Genomic DNA, 18,007 nt, shown 5'->3' on the forward strand with positions numbered 1-18,007 from the left:
AAAAACCACCTCCTGAGAGGTGGTTTCAACGCGATACGTAAAACCGGGCTTACCCGGTTTTTTATTACGGCTGCGCGACAAACCCAATGGCTTCATACACGTTCTTCAGCGTTTCGCCAGCGTGCGCGCGGGCTTTTTCAGCCCCTTCTTTCATCACGCTTTGCAGGAAGGCTTCATCGTTGCGATAACGGTGATAGCGCTCCTGAAGCTCGGTGAGCATGCCGGAGACGGCATCCGCCACCTCGCCTTTCAGGTGGCCATACATTTTGCCTTCGAAATGCTGCTCCAGCTCCGGGATGCTCTGGCCGGTCACGGCGGAAAGAATATCCAGCAGGTTAGAAACACCCGCTTTGTTCGCCACGTCGTAGCGCACCACCGGCGGCTCGTCGGAATCGGTTACCGCACGTTTGATTTTCTTCACGACGGATTTCGGATCTTCCAGCAGGCCGATGACGTTATTGCGGTTGTCATCCGACTTGGACATCTTTTTGGTCGGCTCCAGCAGTGACATCACGCGCGCGCCCGATTTCGGGATGAACGGCTCCGGCACGCGGAAAATGTCGCCGTAGATGGCGTTGAAGCGCTGCGCGATATCGCGGCTCAGCTCCAGGTGCTGTTTCTGATCTTCGCCCACCGGCACCAGGTTGGTCTGGTACAGCAGGATATCCGCCGCCATCAGCACCGGGTAATCAAACAGGCCGGCGTTGATGTTTTCCGCATAGCGCGCGGATTTATCTTTGAACTGCGTCATGCGGCTCAGTTCGCCGAAATAGGTGTAGCAGTTCAGCGCCCAGCCCAGCTGCGCGTGCTCCGGCACGTGAGACTGAACGAAGATGGTGCTCTTTTTCGGGTCGATGCCGCAGGCGAGGTAAAGCGCCAGCGTATCCAGCGTGGCTTTGCGCAGCGCAGCCGGGTCCTGACGCACAGTGATGGCATGCTGATCCACGATGCAGTAGATGCAGTGGTAGTCGTCCTGCATGTTAACCCACTGACGCAGCGCACCCATGTAGTTACCGATGGTCAGTTCTCCGGATGGCTGTGCGCCACTAAAAACGATGGGCTTACTCATTTTTCAATTCCTGATTGTCACTGTGGGGGAGCCCGAACGCGGGCAGTAAGTCGCGGAAATGGTCAAAGACGAAATCCGGGTGGCTTAACGTTATCGCTTCACCGTAGTTATAGCCATAGGTCAGACCGACGCTTGCGCAACCCGCGGCCTGCGCCGCCTGAATATCATTGCGTGAATCGCCCACAAAGAGCAACTCCTGCGCCGTAACCCGCAACGCGTCCATAACCTTCAGAAGCGGTTCCGGATGCGGTTTTTTATTCTGCACATCATCGCCGCCGATAATAATGCTGAAATAGTCTGCGATGCCGAGCGATTCCAGCATGGGCGCTACGAATGGCGTCGGCTTATTGGTCACCAGCCCCAGCGCGAGCCCATGACGGCGCAGCGCGTCGAGCGTCTGCGCCACCTCCGGGAACAGCGCGCTACCGGCCTCGACAGCCTCGCCATAATAGCGGTCAAACAGACGGCGCATCATGCGGCGCTGTTCTTCTTCCGGAATGCCGTCGGTTTCCACAGGCTTACCCGCGGCGGCGCGCAGCGTAGCTTTCTCCTGACGCGCCCAGCTCAGCGCGCGCTCAACCAGCACATCGGCGCCGTTGCCAATCCAGGTGATAACCCGCGCGTCGCCCGCCGTCGGCAGTTCCAGCGCATAGAGCGCGTTATCCACGGCGTAGGTCAGCCCTGGCGCGCTGTCCACCAGCGTGCCGTCGAGATCGAAGGCGACGGCGCGGATCGTTTGCAGATTATCCATGAGAAACCTTCGCCAGCTCGCTACGCATATCGTTGATGACTTTCTGGTAATCCGGCTCGTTGAAGATGGCGGAGCCCGCGACAAACATATCGGCACCCGCCGCGGCGATAGCGCCGATATTGCTGACCTTCACGCCGCCGTCCACTTCCAGACGGATATCGCGCCCGGAGGCGTCGATGCGCTGACGCACTTCTTTGAGCTTTTCCAGCGTCTGCGGAATAAACGACTGACCGCCGAAGCCGGGGTTGACTGACATCAGCAGAATGACGTCCAGCTTATCCATCACATAGTCGAGATAGCTCAGCGGCGTCGCCGGGTTAAAAACCAGGCCCGCTTTGCAGCCGTGCTCTTTGATCAGTTGCAGCGAACGGTCGATATGCTCGGAGGCTTCCGGGTGGAACGTAATGATGCTGGCGCCCGCGTCGGCAAAATCGGGGATCAGGCGATCCACGGGTTTCACCATCAGATGCACGTCGATCGGCGCGGTAATGCCGTAATCGCGCAGCGCCTTCAGCACCATCGGCCCGATGGTGAGGTTGGGCACATAATGGTTATCCATAACATCGAAATGGACGACGTCGGCACCGGCGGCCAGCACCCGGGCGGTGTCTTCACCCAGCCGGGCAAAGTCGGCCGACAGAATCGAGGGGGCAATCAAATACTGTTTCATCCGCTTCTCCATTAAGTCTTGTGTGTATGGCGGACGGAACTCACTCAGGCTTCGTAAAGCGCCAGCAGTTCGTCCACCTTTCTGCGCGTGCCGCCATTGCTGCTGATGCTGCGTCGTACCCGCACCTTATGCAGCTTCGCCTGCTGATACCACTGGCGGGTTAGCTCGGTATCATGGTTAGAAATGAGCACCGGAATGCGCTGGGTTTGCAGCCCTTCCGCCAGTTGCGCCAGATGCTGCTGCTGTTCGAGATTAAAGCTGTTCGTATGATAAGCCGTAAAATTCGCGGTGGCGGAAAGCGGCGCGTAAGGCGGATCGCAATAGACCACCGCGCTGTTTTCCTGCTGCGCCCGCGCCATGCTGGCGTCATAGGATTCGCAGATAAACAGCGCGTTCTGGGCGCGCTCCGCAAAATGATACAGCTCCGTCTCCGGGAAATAGGGCTTTTTATAGCGGCCAAACGGCACGTTGAACTCGCCGCGCAAATTGTAGCGGCACAGCCCGTTGTAACCGTGGCGGTTGAGATACAGGAAGAGCAGCGCCCGGCGGAACTCATCCCGGCTCTGATTAAACTCTTCGCGTAACTGATAGTACACCTCGGCCTGATTATGCTCGGCGGTAAACAGCAGACGCGCTTCGCTGACATAATCGTCAGTTTTATCTTTCACCGTGGTGTAGAGGCTTATCAGATCGCTGTTGATGTCTGACAACACATAGCGCGAATAGTCGGTGTTAAGAAAAACCGACCCCGCGCCGACGAAGGGCTCGATAAGACACTCCCCTTCAGGGAGATGACGTTTGATCTCTTCGAGCAGGGGGTATTTCCCCCCTGCCCATTTAAGAAAAGCGCGATATTTTTTCATGCTGCCTGATTAATTCATACCTTCCCACGCTGTGGAGGAGGCTCCGACAGCATACTGCGCTTTACTCATTACTTCAGATCGGCCTGGACCTGGTGAATCGGCTTAGCCCACGGGTTTTTCGCCTGCACGTCGGCTGGCAGCGAAGAGACGGCGCGTTTTGCTTCCTCTTTCGAGCCATAAACGCCGCTCACCAGCACATACCACGGCTGACCGTTACGGGTCGTCTGGTATACGACGAAGTTTTTCAGATTCTCTTTCTTCGCCCACGCGTTCAGGTTGTTGTAGTTCGACGAACTGCTCAGCTGAAGCGTGTAGTGGCTGCCCGGCGCGGATTTCAGCGCACCGACGTTACCGGCGCTCGCCCCACCCGCCGGAGCGGAAGGCTGGCTCGCCGCAGGCGCGCTTTTCGGCGCTTCCGTGGTGGTCGCAGGCGCTTTCACCGGCGCAGAGGCGGTACCGGTCGCCGGTTCGCTGCGCTTCGGCGTGCTGGCCGGTTTCTGTTCGGTGGTTGCGGTTTTCGCTGGCGCCTGCTGCGGTTTGCTCTGGGTGGTCTGCGCTTTACGCGGTTCAGACTCAATCACCATTTGCTTACGCTCAGGGCGCGAAGGCGTGGTTGCGGCGTTATGACGCGCAGGCTTCTCGCTTTGCGCGGCGTCACGCGACGGCTGCGGCGCGGCGGCGTTGCCATTCACCGGCGCGACGGTCGCGGGCTCGGTCGGCAGCGTAGAGCCGGACACCGCGTTATCAATCTGGCCCTGCTGCTGCGTCAGCGCATTGTTCAGATCGCCCGGGACTTCGACACGCTGCTGGCCTTGCGGCGCAGACGGCGCCTCAGCCTGAGTCGGGGTCGAAGAAACCGGCGGCAGAGAGATATCCTGCGGCGCGTTGCTGGTGTTCTGATTCGCGGCAGAGGTGTTGCCCGGCTGCGGCTGCGCGCCGTTAGCCTGGTCTGACGGGCTGCCAGTGTTACCCGCGAGATCGATATTCTTCTCGGCGTTTTGCGCCTGCGCGTCGTCGGTTTTCGTGGTGTCCGGGCCTTTCAGCGCTGAACCGATGCCGATAATCAGCAGCACCAGCACAAAAATACCGAGCGCCATCATCAGATGCTGGCGAGAAATGGGCCCTTTCGGCGGCGCTTTTTTACGCTTGCGCGAGCGGCGTTCCTGCACGTCTTCCTCATCCGCCAGCGATTCATCCGCTTCGTAAGTCTCTTGCGTCTGCTCACGACGCGCGCGCGACGGACGACGATCGTCTGCATCCAGATCAACGTCATCAATGTTGATTTGCGGTTCGTTATCGAACTCAGCAGATTTACGAGAACGACCAGTACGACGATCGCTGGGATCGGGTTTCAGCTCGTCTTCTGGTTTGAATTCATCCATTTAACACCCCACTCGAAGGCTCATTGCGGCCTGCGCCACGCTATTGCCCGATAGTAAAAACGCCATTACTGGCGAACAGTACTTTTCATTCACGCCTGCTGACAGTCAGCAATCGCGCTTAATACCAGATCGTGCGGCACTCCGCCGCGCACTTCACTCTTCCCGATAGCCAGCGGCAGCACTAAGCGCAGCTCGCCAGCCAGAACTTTTTTATCGCGCTTCATGTGCGGCAGGTACGCCTGCGGCGCCATAGACGCAGGGCCGGTGACCGGCAAACCTGCGCGTTTGAGCAGCGTGATAATGCGCTCGACATCCTGCGTCGCAAACTGGCCGAGACGCTCTGCGGCGCGCGCCGCCATGACCATGCCCGCGGATACCGCTTCGCCATGCAGCCAGTTGCCGTAACCCATTTCCGCTTCGATCGCGTGCCCAAAAGTATGGCCCAGGTTCAGCAATGCGCGCATGCCGCTTTCGCGCTCATCCGCCGCGACGACATCGGCTTTGATCTCGCAACAGCGGCGAATGCAGTACGCCATCGCCGCGCCATCGAGAGCCAGCAGCGCGTCGATGTTCTCTTCCAGCCAGTAGAAGAAATCGCGGTCAAGGATGATGCCATATTTGATAACTTCCGCGAGCCCGGAGGCGAGCTCACGCGCAGGCAGGGTTTGCAGACAGTCGAGATCGACCACCACGGAGGCGGGCTGCCAGAAGGCGCCTATCATGTTTTTGCCAAGCGGATGGTTAACGGCCGTTTTGCCGCCGACGGAGGAATCGACCTGCGAAAGCAACGTGGTCGGCACCTGGATGAAGCGCACGCCGCGCTGATAGCACGCCGCGGCAAAGCCAGTAAGATCGCCGATGACGCCGCCGCCCAGCGCGATAAGCGTGGTATCGCGGCCATGCGGTTTTTCCAGCAACGCGCTGAATACGGTTTCCAGCACGGCCAGGCTTTTATACTGCTCGCCGTCGGGCAAAATCACCTGGTCAACCTTCACGCCAGCCTGTTCCAGCACAGAGCGGACGTTGTCCAGCCACAGCGGCGCCAGCGTTTCATTGGTGACCAACATGGTCTGGTCACCTGCACGCAAAGGCCAAAAGGAAGCCGGATCGTTGAACAATCCGGCTGCGATGGTGATAGGGTAACTACGTTCCCCGAGAGTAACCGTTAACCTCTCCATGACGTTCAGTAACCTTCTGTGCTTTACCCGCAGGTGAGTAAGGATTCGCCGGAATTAGTTATTTTCCAGCATATGGATAATCTGGTTAGCCACAACTTTTGCGCTCTGATCGTCAGTACGGATGGTGACGTCGGCAATCTCTTCGTACAGCGGATTACGCTCATTGGCGAGCGCTTCGAGTACTTCACGCGGCGGCGTATCAACCTGCAACAGCGGACGTTTTTTATCGCGCTGAGTACGGGCGAGCTGCTTTTCGATAGTGGTTTCCAGATAGACCACCACGCCACGCGCGGAGAGACGATTGCGGGTTTCGCGGGATTTGACAGAGCCACCGCCGGTCGCCAGTACAATACCCTGTTTTTCCGTCAGCTCATTGATGACTTTTTCTTCGCGATCACGGAAACCTTCTTCGCCTTCTACATCGAAGACCCAGCCGACATCAGCCCCGGTACGTTTTTCGATCTCTTGATCGGAGTCGTAAAATTCCATGTTGAGCTGTTGTGCTAACTGACGCCCAATAGTGCTTTTGCCAGCACCCATAGGCCCAACCAGAAAGATATTGCGTTTCTCTGCCATTTTTTCGGTACTACTAAGACAATTCGTTGATGATAAACCCGCGAGCAAATAACCCTGAGCTGCGGGAAATGAACTGAAACCTCTTAAGCGATAGTGCGAGAGTCAGATCAAAAATTATCTCAACACTCAAGGTAGTTTGGCAACCGAATAAATCACCGCGTCTGACGCACAGGAGTGAAAAACAATAACGGGCGCACCGCCTTTGACCGACTCTCAAATCGGTACTCCTTGTATGCTAATTCCAACTCTGCGTCAAACATCCGGCGACGATTATGGCTAAAAACTCCTGCGCGATCAGGCGCCGTTGATGATACGCGGCGTAATAAACACCACTAGTTCACGCTTTTCTTTATCTTTACCGTCGTGGCGAAACAGGCTCCCGAAGAGCGGAATATTTCCCAATACCGGCACCTGTTCATTCCCCGTTTTATTTTTTTGCTGGAAGATCCCGCCGAGCGCCAGCGTCTCGCCGTCGTTCACCTCAACCTGCGTTTCAATCTCTTGTTTATCAATGGCTAACACTTCACCGTCGGCCTGTTGCAGCGCCTGGCCCGGCATATTCTGGCTGATACGCAGCTTCAGCCGGATACGTCCGCCCTGGCCGATCGTGGGCGTCACTTCCATCCCCAGCACCGCCTCTTTAAACTCCACCGACGTCGCCCCGCTTTCGCCGCTCGACACCTGATACGGGATTTCACTGCCCTGCTTAATGCTGGCTGGCTGCTGATGCGCGGCCAACAGACGAGGGCTGGCGATAATTTCCACTTTCTGCTTTTGCTCCAGCGCCGAAAGCTCGAACTCCAGCATGCGCCCGTCGATACGGCCGATATTAAAGCCAAGCCGTGTAGTGGCGTTCGCTACCGCCAGATCTGCCGAGACCGTGGTGGGGTGATAGAGCTTCGTAGCGCCTTCGGCATCCGCAGTACTCCATTTGACGCCGAGTTCGCGCAGGCTCTGCTGGTTGATGGTAACGATATGGGCGGCCAGCTCCACCTGGCCTACCGGAATATCCATTTTCGCGACCCACTCCTGCACCTGACGCAACGCGCTTGCGGTATCGCGTATCAACAACCGGTTGGTACGCTTATCCACCGTGATGCTGCCGCGCGGCGTCATCAGTTTATCGCCGAGCGCCGCCAGCCCGGCGGCAAGCTCCGTGGCTTCGGCATAGCGCAGCGTGACGGTCTCGCTCGCCAGCGGCAGGCTACGCTCTTGCTGCTGGCGCGCCGCTTCGCGCTGGGCCTGCGTTTGCTGCTCCCAGGTTTCCGGGTAGACCCGCAAAATATTGCTCTCTTTGCGCCAGCGTAGCCGCGCGCTCTCCGTGACCATCTGAAACGCCTGCTGCCAGGGCACGTTCTGCAAGTGCAGCGAGACCACGCCCTCCACGCCGGGCGCTATGACCAGATTTAACTGTTCGCTCTCAGCCAGCGCCTGTAACAGCTGGACGACCGGCGTTTCATCCGCCACCAGTGAGACGCCCGGGCTCGCGGGCGCCGCGCAGACGGTTGTCGCTGCGAGTAATAATAAAGGAAGGGATTTCCTTATCATGATGCGCATCCTTAAGTGTCCATACCAGAACCGAAGGGCGACACCCTTCGCCACTTTTTAACGTCACCTTACCGGCTTCGACACCGGTGAGCTGCCAGCCTGTCGGGAGCGTCGCGCCGGGGCTGACACGCAGCCACTTTTTATCCGGCGTCTGCAACAGCACCCGCACCGACTCGCCCTTTTTCACCATGCCGCCATAGCGCCAGAGATCCGCCTGATGCAGCTGACAGCGCGCCTGCGGCGGCGCAAAAGGATCGCCCTCGCCCCAGACCGGGAAACACGCCAGCATCAGCCATGCCCCTAGCGCGCTACTTCTCATGAGCACGCCCCAGTTGTAGCGTCAGACGCAGGTTCTGTTCGTCCTCTCTGCGCAGCGTAAACCCGAGCGGCAGCATGTCGCTCTGCGCGAGCCCCTCAAAAATGGCCGGTACATGCTGCCAGGCTAACGCCAGTTCCAGCTCGCCCGTATCGCCCTGCGGTTGCCAGCGGAGAAGGTGCCCGTCGGGGCCGGGGTTTAGCGCCAGCGGCGAAAATGGCTTCAGGGTGAGCTGCGCTTCCAGCGCGGCGACAGCTTCTCGCCGATCGGGTTGAGCGGCCTGTAGTCGCTGAAGCGTTTGCCGTTCGGCACCCCGCTGTTCAAGCTGCGTTTCTAAGTGGTAAACATCCTGGCAAAGCGGCGCCAGCCATGCATAAGTGGCACCAGTAAGCGCCGCCAGCCAGCCCACGGCGCACGCCGCGCGCAGCAACAGCGGGCCGCTAAGCCAGCGATCAATGAGGAGCCGCATCGGCAGGCTCCTTCTGCAATGAGAGGCTAAAACGCCAGTAGCCCTCCGCCTCCCGGCGCGTTTCACCCGGCGTCACCTGCGTAAAAGGCGCAAGCCCACGCAGATTTTCCTCAAACAGACTGAGCGCCTGCGGTTCATAGGCATTGCCGGTGAGCTCCAGACGCTCGTCATGAAAACGCAGCGTGGTGAGCCAGAGCGACGGCGGCAGGGCATCGGCGAGTGTGAGCAGGCGTTGCCGCCACGCCGCGACGTCCTGACGGGCGCTTTCACGCTGCTGCCAGCGCGCACGTAACGCCTCATATTCTGCCCCGGCGCGCTGCGACTGCTGCAGCTGTGTTTTTTGCTCCGTCACGACGAGGAGCAGAGCGTCAAGCTGCTGCTGTCGCGCGCGCTGCTGATGTCTAATGACGTAGTGACCGGTCACAGCCACCAGCGCTGCCGCAAGCGTCACGAGAAGAAAAAAGCCGCCCCAGCGCATCAGCCGCGTGCGCCGCCTTACGTGTCGCCACGGTAAGAGATTAACGTGCCGCCTCATCACGCCGCTCCCAGCGCCAGCCCAATGGCGACAGCGAAGCGTCCGCGCTCATCCGGCAAGGGCGGGCAGGGCCAGGTGATGGCCTGCCAGGGATCAAACCCCTGCCAGTCGCCCTCTTCCCGGATTGCGCCGCACAGGGTTATCTCCTGCGCCGGCACGTTAAGCTGCACGCCAAGCGACAATAAGCCCTCCGCGCCTGGCGTCGCGCACACGCCCCAGCGCTCGCGGGTCGCCCACAGCCACTGCGCACCCGCCTGCGCCACAATGACTTTGCAGGTGTTATCAACATACGGAAAGAAGCAGGCCAGCGCGCTCGCGTCAGGCGTCAGCGCGGCGGGCGTAAAACGCAGCGCGCGGGCGCAGGCCGTCAGTTCCGCCACTTCCACAGCGCGCGCGGCGGTTACGGCATAGCCCTCCTGGCTCTCGGTATAATCAAACGCCAGCGCGTCGGGCGGCAGAGAGAGCTGGCGCGCCGCAACGACGCCAAGCCAGGCTTCGCATTCCGGTTCGCATAACGCGGTAACGGGCCGGGGAAGCTCGCGCTGTAGCGTGCGCTGCGCCGGAAATCCGAGCCGGATGGATGCATAGCGCGGCAACTGCGCGCGCCACGGCGTTAGTGCTTCGATTAACGCTTGTCGGCGCTGTTCGTCGTCATGATAAGGCGCCAGCGGAAGCGCCCACCAGCGCTGCTGGCGCCAGCCGCCTCGCTTAGGCGTTAACGCCACGGAAATAACACTATCTGATTGAATATGCAGGCCTATCTGCCATTGCGCGCCGATCATTTTTGACGTTCTCCCTGTCCCGCAAAATGAAAATGCAATATCAATGCTTCTGGCTTGCCTTTATACTACCGCGCGGTTGTTTATAAACTGCCCAACAGAAACTAAATGGGAAATCCTCGGTGAAGTTCGTAAAGTATTTATTCTTCCTTGCAGTCTTTTGCATTCTGCTGGGAGCCGGCTCGATATACGGTCTGTATAAATTTATTGAGCCGCAGTTGCCTGATGTCGCCACGCTGAAAGATGTGCGGTTGCAGATCCCTATGCAGATCTACAGCGCCGATGGTGAATTGATCGCACAGTACGGCGAAAAGCGCCGCATTCCGCTGACGCTCAATCAGATCCCGCCAGAAATGGTGAAGGCGTTTATCGCCACGGAAGACAGCCGCTTCTACGATCACCACGGCGTCGATCCTATCGGGATTTTCCGCGCCGCAAGCGTCGCGCTGTTCTCCGGTCACGCCTCGCAGGGCGCGAGCACCATTACGCAGCAGCTGGCGCGTAACTTCTTCTTAAGCCCGGAACGCACCCTGATGCGTAAAATCAAGGAAGCCTTTCTCGCGGTGCGTATTGAGCAACTGCTGACGAAAGATGAGATCCTTGAGCTTTACCTGAACAAGATTTACCTCGGCTACCGCGCCTATGGCGTGGGCGCGGCCGCGCAGGTCTATTTCGGCAAAACGGTGGATCAGCTTTCCTTAAGTGAAATCGCCGTGATCGCCGGTCTGCCGAAAGCGCCGTCGACGTTCAACCCGCTCTACTCGCTTGAGCGTGCCACCGCGCGCCGTAACGTCGTGCTCTCACGTATGCTGAGCGAAGGCTATATCAGCCAGTCGCAGTATGACGACGCCCGTAGCGAAGCCATTGACGCCAATTATCACGCGCCGGAAATCGCCTTCTCCGCGCCGTACCTGACGGAAATGGTGCGTCAGGAGATGATTAGCCGTTACGGCGAAAACGCCTATGAAGACGGTTATAAGGTCTACACCACCATTACCCGCCGCATTCAGCAGGCCGCGCAGAAAGCGGTTCGCGATAATGTGATGGACTACGACATGCGCCACGGCTACCGCGGCCCATCTAACGTGTTGTGGCGCGTGGGCGAGATGGCGTGGGACAGCAAGAAAATCACCGATTCGCTGAAAAACCTGCCGACCTACGGGCCGCTGTTGCCTGCCGTCGTCACCTCGGCAAATACGGACGAAGCCACAGCCCTGCTGGCGGACAGCTCGTCGGTGTCGCTGAAGATGGACGGCGTGCGCTGGGCGCGTCCTTACCGTTCCGATACCGCGCAGGGCCCGACGCCGCGCCGCGTGACCGACGTGTTGCAGGCCGGCCAGCAGATTTGGGTGCGTAAGGTGGATGACAGCTGGTGGCTCGCTCAGGTGCCGGATGTGAACTCGGCGCTGGTTTCCATCAACCCGAAAGATGGCTCGGTCCTGGCGCTGGTAGGTGGTTTTGATTTCAACCAGAGCAAATTTAACCGCGCGACCCAGGCGCTGCGCCAGGTCGGCTCGAACATTAAGCCATTCCTGTATACAGCCGCGATGGACAAAGGCCTGACGCTCGCGAGCATCCTGAACGACGTGCCGATTTCCCGCTGGGATGCGGGCGCGGGCTCCGACTGGCGGCCGAAAAACTCTCCGCCGGAATATGCCGGGCCGATTCGTCTGCGCCAGGGCCTGGGCCAGTCGAAGAACGTGGTGATGGTTCGCGCCATGCGCGCTATGGGCGTCGACTACGCGGCGGAATATCTGCAGCGTTTCGGCTTCCCGGCGCAGAATATCGTGCATACCGAATCGCTCGCGCTGGGCTCCGCCTCCTTTACGCCGTTGCAGGTGGCGCGCGGCTACGCGGTGATGGCGAACGGCGGCTTCCTGGTCGACCCGTGGTTTATCAGCCAAATCACCAACGACCAGGGCGAACCGCTGTTTGAAGCGAAACCGAAAATCGCCTGCCCGGATTGCGATATCCCGGTGATTTACGGCGAAACGCCGAAGTCAGACGTGCTGGAAAATAAAGACGTGGAAAACGTCGCCACCTCCGCTGAACAGCAGAACGCCCCGGTGCCGATGCCGCAGCTTGAGCAGGCGAACCGCGATCTGGTCGCGCAAAGCCCGGCGCCGCAATATGCGCCGCACGTCATCAGCACGCCGCTGTCGTTTTTGATTAAAAGCGCGCTGAACAGCAATATCTTCGGCGAGCCGGGCTGGCAGGGCACGGGCTGGCGCGCCGGCCGCGATCTCCAGCGCCGCGATATCGGCGGTAAAACCGGGACGACCAACAGCTCGAAAGACGCCTGGTTCTCCGGTTATGGTCCGGGTGTGGTGACATCGGTCTGGATAGGCTTTGACGATCATCGCCGCGATCTGGGCCGCACCACGGCCTCGGGCGCGATTAAAAATCAGATTTCCGGCTATGAGGGCGGCGCAAAAAGCGCGCAGCCTGCATGGGATGCGTACATGAAAGCCGCGCTGGAAGGCGTGCCGGAAGAGCCGTTAACCCCGCCGCCTGGCATCGTGACGGTCAACATCGACCGCAGCACCGGCCAGCTCGCGAACGGCGGCAACAGTCGTCAGGAGTTCTTTATCGAAGGCACGCAACCGACCCAACAGGCGGTGCATGAAGTCGGTACGACGATTATCGATAACGGGGAAACCCACGAGCTGTTCTGATAAAACACAAAACGCCCCATCATGGGGCGTTTTTTTATCCGTTGCGCGGGTTGAAACGCCCTTTAACGGGCGTTTTCTTTGGCTACAGCCTGCCGTGCATCTTCAGCCATTCTCGCACTAAAAACAGCGCGCTGACGTTGCGGGCCTCGCTAAAATCGGGGTCTTCCAGCAGATCCATCATATGCGCGAGCGGCCAGCGCTCCTGAACCAGCGGCTCCGGCTCGTCGCCCTGCAACGTTTCCGGGTAGAGATCTTCCGCCACCAGAATATTCATTTTGCTGGAGAAATAAGACGGCGCCATGGTGAGTTTTTTCAGGAACGTCAGTTGCTTCGCGCCAAAGCCGACTTCTTCTTTGAGCTCGCGGTTCGCGGCTTCGTAAATATTCTCACCTGGATCGATAAGTCCCTTGGAAAAGCCCAGCTCATAGGATTCGGTGCCGACGGCATATTCACGGATTAAGACCAGATGATCGTCAATAATCGGCACGATCATGACCGCCTCGCGTTCGGAAGGACGCATGCGCTCATAGACGCGCTGCTCGCCGTTGCTGAAGGCCAGACTCACCTGCTCGACGCTAAAAAGACGTGAACGGGCAACCGTTTCGATATGTAAAATAGTGGGTTTTTGCAGGGGTTTACTCATTTTAACCGGCCACCGGGTGACAATATCTCTTCTCATTGTGCGACACACCGCACGGTTCGGGCAATGTGATTCGTTTTTTATTTACATTCCCGCAACGTCACGCGCACGTAAAACCCAAATACCCATTTATGTCAAGAGGTTGAATTTAAAATAAGAATTTGCTGATATTTCCGCGCTTCTCGCTTTGCTAACATTGATTTACTGCTGGTATGCCTCAAAAAATTTCACTCAAATTGAACCCATACCTGTCGATTTTTGTTCATTGTTCTGCCTTAATGTTGCATAGGCAATACTTGTTTACATTTGCATCGAGTACCGTGATTTGATGGGGAAAGCATGAGCACCTTGTTGATTTTAGTCGCTGCTATGCTGGCCTGCATCGTCATTGCAGGTTGGTGGATAAAGCGCAAAATTCGCCCCCGTCATCCCCGTTTACCCGCCCAGGTTTTTGCTGGCGCCACGACCCGTAAACTCAGCAGTGAAGAGCGTAGCGCCATCGAAAGCTATCTGGAAACGCTCTCTCGTTTTCAGGATTCGCCGACGCCGACCGGCGCGATTAAGCCGCCAGTCCGGTTAACGCTGACGCCGCAAAGCAGCACTGTCTACTGTATCCGTCGGGCCATTACCCGCTACGGCCTCTCATCAGACGATCCGAACAAATGGCGCTACTACCTGGATTCGGTCGAAGTGCATCTGCCGCCTTTCTGCGAGCAATACATCACGGATGATAACAGCGTCGAGCTTATCCGCACCGGAACGTTGCCGCTGGTTATTTCGCTAAACGGCCATTCGATCCAGGAACACGTGCATGAAGCGCGCGGCTACGTGCTGGAAGGCCCGGCGTCAGGCCTGGCGTCCATTCGCGGCGAAGAGAGCGAACAGATTGAGCTGCTGAATATTCGTCAGGAGACGCAGGAAGAGCACTTGCTTGGACGCCCGGACGGGCTGCGCGAAGCGCTGTTGATTTGCGCCGCGTTTGTGCTCTTTTTCCTCTGCCTCGTGACGCCGCCGATGATGCTGCCCTGGCTTGCGGGCGGCGCGATTTTGCTGCTGGGCGCGGGCCTGTGGGGGCTGTATGCGCCGCCGGCGAAAACGGCGCTGCGCGAAATCCATTGCCTGCGCGGCACGCCCAAACGCTGGGGTCTGTTTGGCGAAACCAATCAGGAACAGCTCAATAATATTTCGCTCGGCATTATCGACCTTATCTATCCGCCGCACTGGCAGCCGTTTATCGCCCATGATTTAGGCCAGAAAACGGATATCGATATCTATATGGACAGGCATGTGGTGCGCCAGGGGCGTTTCCTGTCGCTGCATGATGAAGTGAAACATTTCCCGCTCCAGCACTGGCTGCGCAGCGCGGTCATCGGCGCGGGCGCACTGCTGGTGCTGCTGCTCCTGACTATCTGGGTGCCGCTCGATATGCCGTTTAAGCTGACGCTCTCCTGGCTTAAAGGCGCGCAAACGGTCGAAGCGACCAGCGTCGCGCAGCTTGAAGAAGCGGGTTTGCGCGTTGGCGACACGCTGCGTATCAACGGCACGGGCATGTGTAATATCCATCTGCCGGGGCGTTACACCACGCGCCAGAACTACCCGTTTATGCCGTTCGACTGCTCGCAAATTCTCTGGAATAACGCAAGCCCCCTGCCCCTGCCGGAATCCGATACGGTAACCAAAGCGACGGCGCTGGCAGATGCGGTTAACCGCCAGCTGCATCCGCAGGAAGGTGACACCAAAATCAACCCGCAACTGGCGTCGGCTATCCAGAAATCGGGCATGGTGCTGCTGGATGATTTCGCGGAGATCGTGCTGAAAACCGAAGCGCTGTGTACGGGCGAAGAAGAGTGCGTGAGACTGAAAAACGCGCTGGTGAACCTCGGCAATACCAAAGACTGGCCGTCGCTCGTGAAACGCGCCAGCGAAGGCAAACTCGACGGCATCAATGTCCTGTTGCGCCCGGTCAGCGCGGAATCGCTCGATAATCTGGTGATTGCGTCAACCGCGCCGTTCTTCGTACGTGAAACCAGCCGCGCCGCGCAGTCGCTCAACAGCCCGCCGCCGGGCGGCTTTATGCTTATCAGCGATGAAGGCAAAGATATGGTGAACCAGCCGCTACCGCCGACATCGTTGTATGATTTCCCGCCGCAGGAGCAGTGGAAAGAGTTTCAGCGTCTGGCCGGTATGCTGATGCAGACGCCGTTCCACGCTGAAGGCGTCGTCACCAGCCTGCGCACCGATGCCAACGGCACCCAGCATGTTACGCTCAGCAGTATTCCGGACAGCGCCGGGCTGTGGCGCTATTTCGGCACCACGCTCCTGATGCTGGTGATGCTTATCTGCGCGCTGTATAACGGCGTCGTCGCGCTGCGTCGTTGGCAGCGCAGCCGCACCCGTATCGAAGAAATCCAGCGCTACTACGAAAATTGCTTCAACCCGCAGCTGGTCCCCTCCGCGGATATTCGCCCCCTGTTCTGATAATCCGGCGGCGACAGGTTTATGGTAATCTGTCGCCCCTTTTTTCCTCAGGCGGGAGTTCCCATGACTATTGATATCGCCTGGCAGGAGGTTGATACCGTTCTGCTGGATATGGACGGCACGCTGCTCGATCTGGCGTTCGATACCTTTTTCTGGCAGAAGCTGGTGCCCGAAACCTTAAGCCAGCAGCGAGGCATTTCGCTGGATGACGCCCACAATCATATCCGCGCCGAATATCACGCCGTGCAGCATACGCTAAACTGGTACTGTCTGGATTACTGGAGCGAGCGCCTGGGGCTCGATATCTGCGCCATGACGACCGAGCAAGGGCCGCGTGCGCTGATACGTGAAGATACCGTGCCGTTTCTCGACGCGCTGAAAGCCTGCGGCAAGCGGCGTATTTTGCTGACCAACGCGCATCCTCATAATCTGGCCGTCAAGCTTGAGCATACTGGGCTTGCTCAGCACCTTGATTTATTACTTTCCACCCACACATTTGGTTATCCAAAAGAGGATCAGCGGTTATGGCAGGCCGTTGCCCGGCACACCGGCCTTGAAAAATCGCGCACGCTGTTTATCGACGACAGCGAGCCGATTCTCGATGCCGCCGCGCGGTTTGGTATTCGCTACTGCCTTGGCGTCACCAATCCCGATTCAGGCGTTGCGGATAAAAGCTATCAGCGCCATCCGGCGCTTGGCGATTACCGGCGTCTGATCCCCTCGCTGCAAACCGAGGAGTCGTGATGAAAGAGAAATCTACGGAAGGGGTTCGCCTGGACAAATGGCTCTGGGCGGCGCGCTTCTATAAAACCCGCACGCTGGCCCGCGAGATGATCGAAGGCGGCAAGGTGCACTACAACGGGCAACGGACCAGACCGAGTAAAATTATCGAACCGAACGCGGTATTAACGCTGCGCCAGGGAAACGATGAACGCACGCTGGTGGTAAAAGGTATTACCGATCAGCGACGACCGGCAAACGAGGCGGTACTGCTGTACGAAGAGACGGCAGAAAGTATCGAAAAGCGCGAAAAACTCGCGCTGGCGCGTAAACTCAACGCCCTTTCCATGCCGCATCCGGATCGCCGCCCGGATAAAAAAGAGCGCCGCGATCTGATCAAATTTAAATTTGGCGACAGCGAATAACCGTCACGCCAGGAGAGAGAATAATGGCTCAACACGACCAACTACACCGCTATCTTTTTGAAAATTATGCCGTGCGCGGCGAACTGGTGACGGTTTCAGAAACCTGGAAACAGATACTTGAAAACCACGACTACCCAATGCCGGTGAAAACCCTGCTGGGCGAGCTGCTGGTCGCCACCAGTCTGCTGACCGCGACGCTGAAATTCGCGGGCGATATCACCGTTCAGTTGCAGGGTGACGGCCCGATGACGCTTGCCGTCATTAACGGCAATAACCGCCAGCAGATGCGCGGCGTCGCGCGCGTGCAGGGCGATGTCCCGGCCGATGCCAGTCTGAAAACGCTGGTGGGCAACGGCTATCTGGTCATCACCATTACGCCGGAAGAAGGCGAGCGCTATCAGGGCGTGGTTGGCCTGGAAGGTGATACCCTTGCCGCATGCCTGGAAGATTACTTCATGCGCTCCGAGCAGCTGCCGACCCGTCTGTTTATCCGCACCGGCGAAGCGCAGGGCCAGCCTGCCGCAGGCGGTATGCTGTTGCAGGTACTGCCGGCGCAGGATGCCCAGACGGAAGACTTCAACCATCTGGCGACGCTGACTGAAACCATCAAAGCGGATGAACTCTTTACGCTGCCTGCTAACGATGTGCTGTGGCGCCTCTACCACGAAGAAGAAGTGACCGTTTACGATCCGCAGGCGGTGGAGTTTAAATGCACCTGCTCGCGTGAGCGCTGCGCCGATGCGCTCCGTACGCTGCCGGATGAAGAAATCGCACAGATTCTGGAAGAAGACGGCGAAGTGGATATGCATTGCGACTACTGCGGTAACCACTACGTGTTTGACGCGATGGATATCGCCGGGATCCGCAAAAACGTCTCCCCGGCCGATCCGCAGGTGCACTAAACCCTGCTGACGCTTCCCGCCGGCCGGCGGG

18 protein-coding genes are annotated in these 18,007 nt (G+C 58.5%); 5 read left to right on the forward strand and 13 right to left on the reverse strand.

All coding sequences use genetic code 11. The annotated features are described in order from the left end of the window. Positions 1-64: 64 nt before the first annotated feature. The 12 genes from trpS to AACV31_RS17675 all read right to left on the reverse strand — a co-directional run bounded on the left by trpS (position 65) and on the right by AACV31_RS17675 (position 10,139). Entirely contained in the window at positions 65-1,069 is a 1,005-nt protein-coding gene (trpS, locus tag AACV31_RS17620; RefSeq protein ID WP_007702643.1) for a tryptophan--tRNA ligase, read from the reverse strand. Then, positions 1,062-1,820: a phosphoglycolate phosphatase gene (gph, locus tag AACV31_RS17625; protein WP_165155254.1), complete on the reverse strand. Its 759-nt coding sequence runs from the start codon at positions 1,818-1,820 to the stop codon at positions 1,062-1,064. The genes trpS and gph overlap by 8 nt, the downstream gene beginning before the upstream one ends. Next, a complete protein-coding gene (gene rpe, locus AACV31_RS17630) occupies positions 1,813-2,490 on the reverse strand; it encodes a ribulose-phosphate 3-epimerase (protein ID WP_007753071.1) in 678 nt (225 codons plus the stop codon). The genes gph and rpe overlap by 8 nt, the downstream gene beginning before the upstream one ends. A 44-nt stretch (positions 2,491-2,534) precedes the next feature. Beyond that, positions 2,535-3,353, reverse strand: a complete 819-nt coding sequence (dam, locus tag AACV31_RS17635) for an adenine-specific DNA-methyltransferase (RefSeq protein ID WP_007764890.1) — start codon at positions 3,351-3,353, stop codon at positions 2,535-2,537. 68 nt (positions 3,354-3,421) lie between these two features. Further along, positions 3,422-4,735: a cell division protein DamX gene (gene damX, locus AACV31_RS17640; RefSeq protein WP_165155252.1), complete on the reverse strand. Its 1,314-nt coding sequence runs from the start codon at positions 4,733-4,735 to the stop codon at positions 3,422-3,424. Positions 4,736-4,824: 89 nt separating this feature from the next. Continuing rightward, positions 4,825-5,913, reverse strand: coding sequence for a 3-dehydroquinate synthase (gene aroB, locus AACV31_RS17645; RefSeq protein WP_165155250.1), 1,089 nt, complete (start codon positions 5,911-5,913; stop codon positions 4,825-4,827). 54 nt (positions 5,914-5,967) lie between these two features. After that, the gene (gene aroK, locus AACV31_RS17650; RefSeq protein WP_004386573.1) at positions 5,968-6,489 is read right to left on the reverse strand and encodes a shikimate kinase AroK; all 522 of its coding nucleotides are present in this window, start codon (positions 6,487-6,489) and stop codon (positions 5,968-5,970) included. Positions 6,490-6,783: 294 nt separating this feature from the next. Continuing rightward, positions 6,784-8,034, reverse strand: a complete 1,251-nt coding sequence (hofQ, locus tag AACV31_RS17655; protein WP_370458098.1) for a DNA uptake porin HofQ — start codon at positions 8,032-8,034, stop codon at positions 6,784-6,786. Then, on the reverse strand, positions 7,946-8,326 hold the full coding sequence (locus AACV31_RS17660; RefSeq protein WP_165155288.1) for a HofP DNA utilization family protein: 381 nt from the start codon (positions 8,324-8,326) through the stop codon (positions 7,946-7,948). The genes hofQ and AACV31_RS17660 overlap by 89 nt, the downstream gene beginning before the upstream one ends. 19 nt (positions 8,327-8,345) lie before the next feature. Further along, positions 8,346-8,822 (reverse strand): HofO family protein, encoded by a 477-nt coding sequence (locus AACV31_RS17665; protein ID WP_165155246.1) that lies wholly within the window; start codon positions 8,820-8,822, stop codon positions 8,346-8,348. Beyond that, positions 8,806-9,300: a PilN domain-containing protein gene (locus AACV31_RS17670; protein WP_234006151.1), complete on the reverse strand. Its 495-nt coding sequence runs from the start codon at positions 9,298-9,300 to the stop codon at positions 8,806-8,808. The genes AACV31_RS17665 and AACV31_RS17670 overlap by 17 nt, the downstream gene beginning before the upstream one ends. A 56-nt stretch (positions 9,301-9,356) precedes the next feature. Further along, on the reverse strand, positions 9,357-10,139 hold the full coding sequence (locus AACV31_RS17675) for a pilus assembly protein (protein ID WP_165155245.1): 783 nt from the start codon (positions 10,137-10,139) through the stop codon (positions 9,357-9,359). 119 nt (positions 10,140-10,258) lie between these two features. On the opposite strand from AACV31_RS17675, the gene mrcA reads away from it, so the two are divergent. Then, on the forward strand, positions 10,259-12,811 hold the full coding sequence (mrcA, locus tag AACV31_RS17680; protein WP_165155243.1) for a peptidoglycan glycosyltransferase/peptidoglycan DD-transpeptidase MrcA: 2,553 nt from the start codon (positions 10,259-10,261) through the stop codon (positions 12,809-12,811). An 82-nt stretch (positions 12,812-12,893) separates the two neighbouring features. Here the strand turns inward: mrcA and nudE are convergent, their stop codons facing one another. Continuing rightward, entirely contained in the window at positions 12,894-13,454 is a 561-nt protein-coding gene (gene nudE, locus AACV31_RS17685) for an ADP compounds hydrolase NudE (protein WP_032806887.1), read from the reverse strand. A 336-nt stretch (positions 13,455-13,790) separates the two neighbouring features. On the opposite strand from nudE, the gene AACV31_RS17690 reads away from it, so the two are divergent. From AACV31_RS17690 to hslO, 4 genes are all read left to right on the forward strand, one after another. After that, positions 13,791-15,929 carry an intracellular growth attenuator family protein gene (locus tag AACV31_RS17690; RefSeq protein WP_165155241.1) on the forward strand — a complete coding sequence of 713 codons (2,139 nt, stop codon included), beginning with the start codon at positions 13,791-13,793 and terminating at the stop codon, positions 15,927-15,929. Positions 15,930-15,992: 63 nt separating this feature from the next. After that, entirely contained in the window at positions 15,993-16,673 is a 681-nt protein-coding gene (gene yrfG, locus AACV31_RS17695; RefSeq protein WP_041923999.1) for a GMP/IMP nucleotidase, read from the forward strand. Beyond that, on the forward strand, positions 16,673-17,074 hold the full coding sequence (hslR, locus tag AACV31_RS17700; RefSeq protein WP_015742753.1) for a ribosome-associated heat shock protein Hsp15: 402 nt from the start codon (positions 16,673-16,675) through the stop codon (positions 17,072-17,074). The genes yrfG and hslR overlap by 1 nt, the downstream gene beginning before the upstream one ends. Positions 17,075-17,097: 23 nt before the next feature. Then, positions 17,098-17,976, forward strand: a complete 879-nt coding sequence (gene hslO / locus AACV31_RS17705; RefSeq protein WP_007764936.1) for an Hsp33 family molecular chaperone HslO — start codon at positions 17,098-17,100, stop codon at positions 17,974-17,976. The last annotated feature ends 31 nt before the right edge of the window (positions 17,977-18,007 follow it).

Origin of the sequence: Cronobacter sp. EKM101R, assembly GCF_963888145.1 — a bacterium.
Lineage (GTDB): Bacteria > Pseudomonadota > Gammaproteobacteria > Enterobacterales > Enterobacteriaceae > Cronobacter > Cronobacter turicensis.